The organism is Solemya velesiana gill symbiont (genome assembly GCF_002020805.1).
Classification (GTDB): domain Bacteria; phylum Pseudomonadota; class Gammaproteobacteria; order Chromatiales; family Chromatiaceae; genus Sedimenticola_A.
In genome coordinates, this window is the sequence record NZ_MPRJ01000120.1 from 1 (window position 1) to 3177 (window position 3177).

The 3177-nt window shown below is 52.3% G+C and carries 5 protein-coding genes and 1 tRNA gene; 3 read left to right on the forward strand and 3 right to left on the reverse strand.

The genetic code is table 11. The annotated features are described in order from the left end of the window. Positions 1-369: 369 nt before the first annotated feature. The 3 genes from BOW53_RS12505 to BOW53_RS12515 all read right to left on the reverse strand — a co-directional run bounded on the left by BOW53_RS12505 (position 370) and on the right by BOW53_RS12515 (position 2037). Positions 370-446 (reverse strand) — tRNA-Met (locus BOW53_RS12505). Between the two features lie 73 nt (positions 447-519). After that, entirely contained in the window at positions 520-1611 is a 1092-nt protein-coding gene (gene ychF, locus BOW53_RS12510; RefSeq protein WP_078488304.1) for a redox-regulated ATPase YchF, read from the reverse strand. 123 nt (positions 1612-1734) lie between these two features. Continuing rightward, a complete protein-coding gene (locus BOW53_RS12515) occupies positions 1735-2037 on the reverse strand; it encodes an STAS domain-containing protein (RefSeq protein ID WP_078488305.1) in 303 nt (100 codons plus the stop codon). A gap of 357 nt (positions 2038-2394) precedes the next feature. Here BOW53_RS12515 and BOW53_RS13605 point away from each other — a divergent pair, with 357 nt between their 5' ends. Genes BOW53_RS13605 through BOW53_RS12530 form a run of 3 tightly spaced genes read left to right on the forward strand, consistent with a single transcriptional unit; the run spans position 2395 to position 3141 of the window. Then, positions 2395-2619, forward strand: coding sequence for a ParA family protein (locus tag BOW53_RS13605; protein WP_135607113.1), 225 nt, complete (start codon positions 2395-2397; stop codon positions 2617-2619). Beyond that, positions 2594-2878: a ParA family protein gene (locus BOW53_RS13610; RefSeq protein WP_135607114.1), complete on the forward strand. Its 285-nt coding sequence runs from the start codon at positions 2594-2596 to the stop codon at positions 2876-2878. Before BOW53_RS13605 ends, BOW53_RS13610 begins: the two co-directional genes overlap by 26 nt. Further along, the gene (locus tag BOW53_RS12530) at positions 2845-3141 is read left to right on the forward strand and encodes a hypothetical protein (RefSeq protein WP_135607115.1); all 297 of its coding nucleotides are present in this window, start codon (positions 2845-2847) and stop codon (positions 3139-3141) included. Before BOW53_RS13610 ends, BOW53_RS12530 begins: the two co-directional genes overlap by 34 nt. Positions 3142-3177: the final 36 nt, after the last annotated feature.

A 3177-nucleotide genomic window follows, 5' to 3' on the forward strand; every position in this document is an offset into this window, starting at 1 on the left:
TACTCCTGCAAAGCCTTGATGCAGGTAGAGTTGTACGTGGGTCAAAATTCGATGCAAATTATGGGGGTAGGTGGGTCAGTTTTGGGCGCAATTCAACACATTACGGATTTCTGTGTCAGAAAGAGGGTGTGTTTTCCGTGCCATTGACTGCCTCCAGCCTATTGAGGCGAACACACTTGGCTTAAGCGTGTTTCTAGCAAAAGATTTTGACGGTATATGCCGCAATTGAATTGAATATACCGTCAAATATACCGCTAATTTGACGGTATATATTAGGATAATATAGTTCAACCACGGACAAAGGGGAAACAAAAAAGCCCGCTGCTATGCGGGCTTCGGGACGATATAGGACATCGTCGGATTGTGATTTGGTGGCTACGGGTGGAATTGAACCACCGACCTACGGGTTATGAGTCCGTCGCTCTAACCGACTGAGCTACGTAGCCATGAAAGGCGGGCAAATATAACTATCGCCACGCCAAGTGTCAATAGTTGCGCTGTCTACAGGCAATTACGCCATCACACATTGAAGCGGAAATGGATAACATCCCCGTCGCTGACGATGTAATCCTTGCCCTCTGAGCGCAGCTTCCCGGCCTCCTTGGCGCCCTGCTCACCTTTGTACGCCACGAAATCATCGTAAGAGACCACCTCGGCCCTGATGAATCCGCGCTCGAAATCGGTGTGAATCACGCCTGCTGCCTGGGGGGCGGTCGCGCCTACGGGAATGGTCCAGGCCCGAACCTCTTTCTCACCGGCAGTGAAATAGGTCTCGAGGCCGAGCAGCTTATAACCGGCACGCACCACGCGGTTCAGGCCGGGCTCGTGGAACCCCATATCCCCCAGGAACTCCTGCTTTTCATCGTCGTCCAGTTCCGCAATCTCTGCCTCGATTGCAGCGCAAACCGCCACCACCTCGGAGTTCTCGGCATGGGCATACTCTGTCACCGCATCCAGTAAAGGATTGTCTTCAAACCCATCTTCTGAAACGTTGGCGATATAGAGGGTGGGCTTGATGGTCAGCAGGTGAAGGTCCCGGATGGCCAGTTGCTCATCCTCTTCCAGCTCCAGGGAGCGTACGGGATGTCCCGCATCGAGGTGCTCCCTGACCTTTTCAAGCAAGGTCTTCTGGGCCAATATCTTCTTGTCGCCGGTTTTCGCCTGCCTGGAGGCCTTGTCCAGGACCTTCTCCACGGACTCCATATCGGCCAGGGCCAATTCGGTGTTGATCACTTCGATATCCGAGAGCGGCTCGACCTTGCCTACAACGTGTACAACATCATCGTTGTGAAAACAGCGTACAACATGACAGATCGCGTCAGTTTCCCTGATGTTTGCCAGAAACTTATTCCCCAGGCCTTCCCCCTTGGATGCGCCTTCGACCAGTCCCGCGATATCCACGAACTGCATGGTTGTGGGCACCACGTTCTGAGGCTGGACAATCTCCGCGATAATATCCTGGCGAGGGTCTGCCACCGGAACGACACCCACGTTGGGGTCGATAGTGCAGAAGGGATAGTTCTCAGCCGAAATGGTCGCCTGAGTCAGCGCGTTGAAAAGGGTGGATTTGCCCACATTTGGCAAACCGACGATACCGCATTTGAAGCCCATAATATCCAGCCCTGAAAGGAAATCGGGGAAGGATAGGGGAATTAGCGAAAATTATCCAGTGAAATCAAGGAGAAATAGAGGTTTTGACTGGGCACATTTGCGTCTGTTTGACGGACTCTGAAATTAATCGATCCTGAACAACTTATCGAAATTGGCGATCCGAAGGACCTCCCGTACTCCCTCATTTGCATTGACCAGGACTACGCTTGACTCCTTGTCGCCATACTCCCGCAACTGCAGCAGCATACCCATGGCAGAGCTGTCCATGTACTCGGTCTCTCCCAGATCGACGACATAGCGCTTCTCGCCCTTGGGAAACGCCGTGTACGCCTCGAGAAAGTCCTGGTGGCAGGAAAAATCGAAGCGGCCGGAAACATGAATGGTAACGTCACTGCTATCGGATGATTCCGTTGCTGAAACCGGCATTGTCACTCCCTCGGGTTCCTAAGTATCTCGAGATTATGTGCGGCGATCATATCGATGAGACTGGCCACAATTTCGATATCGACAGTATATATGGAAAACTTGAGTGTAATCAGATGGAAGGATGTATGCGGAAAAGAAAAAGCCCCTAAGATAGGGGCCTTGACTTGATATGGAGCCGGCGAGAGGACTCGAACCCCCGACCAGCTGATTACAAATCAGCCGAAAATTCGCCGAGCTACAGTGGCAAAGGATTCGGAGTATACAAAGCACAATAATTGAGCACAACAATAAGAGCGGATGCCTGCATGAGTAATTTTATTTTTAACAGCTACCTAGCCGATAAGAGGAAGGACGCTCATGCAACAAAAACAACCGAAGATTTTCACCGTGCGTGCCACCAAAGGTGGTGTAGGAAAAACCACCACCGCCGGTAACTTAGGCGCACTTTTGGCCGACATAGGTCAGGAGGTTCTGCTCATCGATGCCGATGTGCAGCCGACCCTCTCCTCCTACTTCCCTCATAAAGAGACATTAGCCCCAGGGGGGGCTAACCGAGATGCTGCAGACAGGATCACTGGATGACTGCATCAGCCAAACCACAATCAAGGGATCGGATTTTGTCTACTCAAATGAACCGGAAGGTAAGCTGCAGAACTGGATTATGCAGACACCAGACGGGCGTTTCCGTATCAAACGCGCCCTAACCAATCTGCGTGGCTATGATTTCGTCATCATCGATACGCAAGGTGCTGTCGGAGGCCTCCAGGATGCGGCGGTGATCGCAGCAGATGAGCTGCTGAGCCCAATATGGAGTTTCTGGGCCTCAAAATTGCCCCGTTGACTGGCATCATCAATCGGATGGACCACACAGCCGATGCACGGGAGATCGCCTCAGAGCTGCGCGAGATCATTGATGAGATGGGTAACCGGATTCGCATCACGGAAACCATCATCCCCTCGACCGTGATCTATCGGAAAGCAGCTACTGCTCAGGTGCCTGCTCATCGTTGGGAGCCAAAGCGCAGCGGCCCCACACCATCAGCACTAGTGGGCCATGCGGTTAATTCGGCAACGCATTCTTTGCCCTATTCACCGAGGCAATAATTTTCTCAGCACTCTTGGTCCACTGGAATGGCTTGG

Bases quoted from the DNA above. Each gene is read 5' to 3' on its own strand.
- BOW53_RS12515 (WP_078488305.1), bottom strand. From the start codon at position 2,037: ATGCCGGTTTCAGCAACGGAATCATCCGATAGCAGTGACGTTACCATT.
- BOW53_RS12530 (WP_135607115.1), top strand. From the start codon at position 2,845: ATGGAGTTTCTGGGCCTCAAAATTGCCCCGTTGACTGGCATCATCAAT.
- BOW53_RS13605 (WP_135607113.1), top strand. From the start codon at position 2,395: ATGCAACAAAAACAACCGAAGATTTTCACCGTGCGTGCCACCAAAGGT.
- BOW53_RS13610 (WP_135607114.1), top strand. From the start codon at position 2,594: ATGCTGCAGACAGGATCACTGGATGACTGCATCAGCCAAACCACAATC.
- ychF (WP_078488304.1), bottom strand. From the start codon at position 1,611: ATGGGCTTCAAATGCGGTATCGTCGGTTTGCCAAATGTGGGCAAATCC.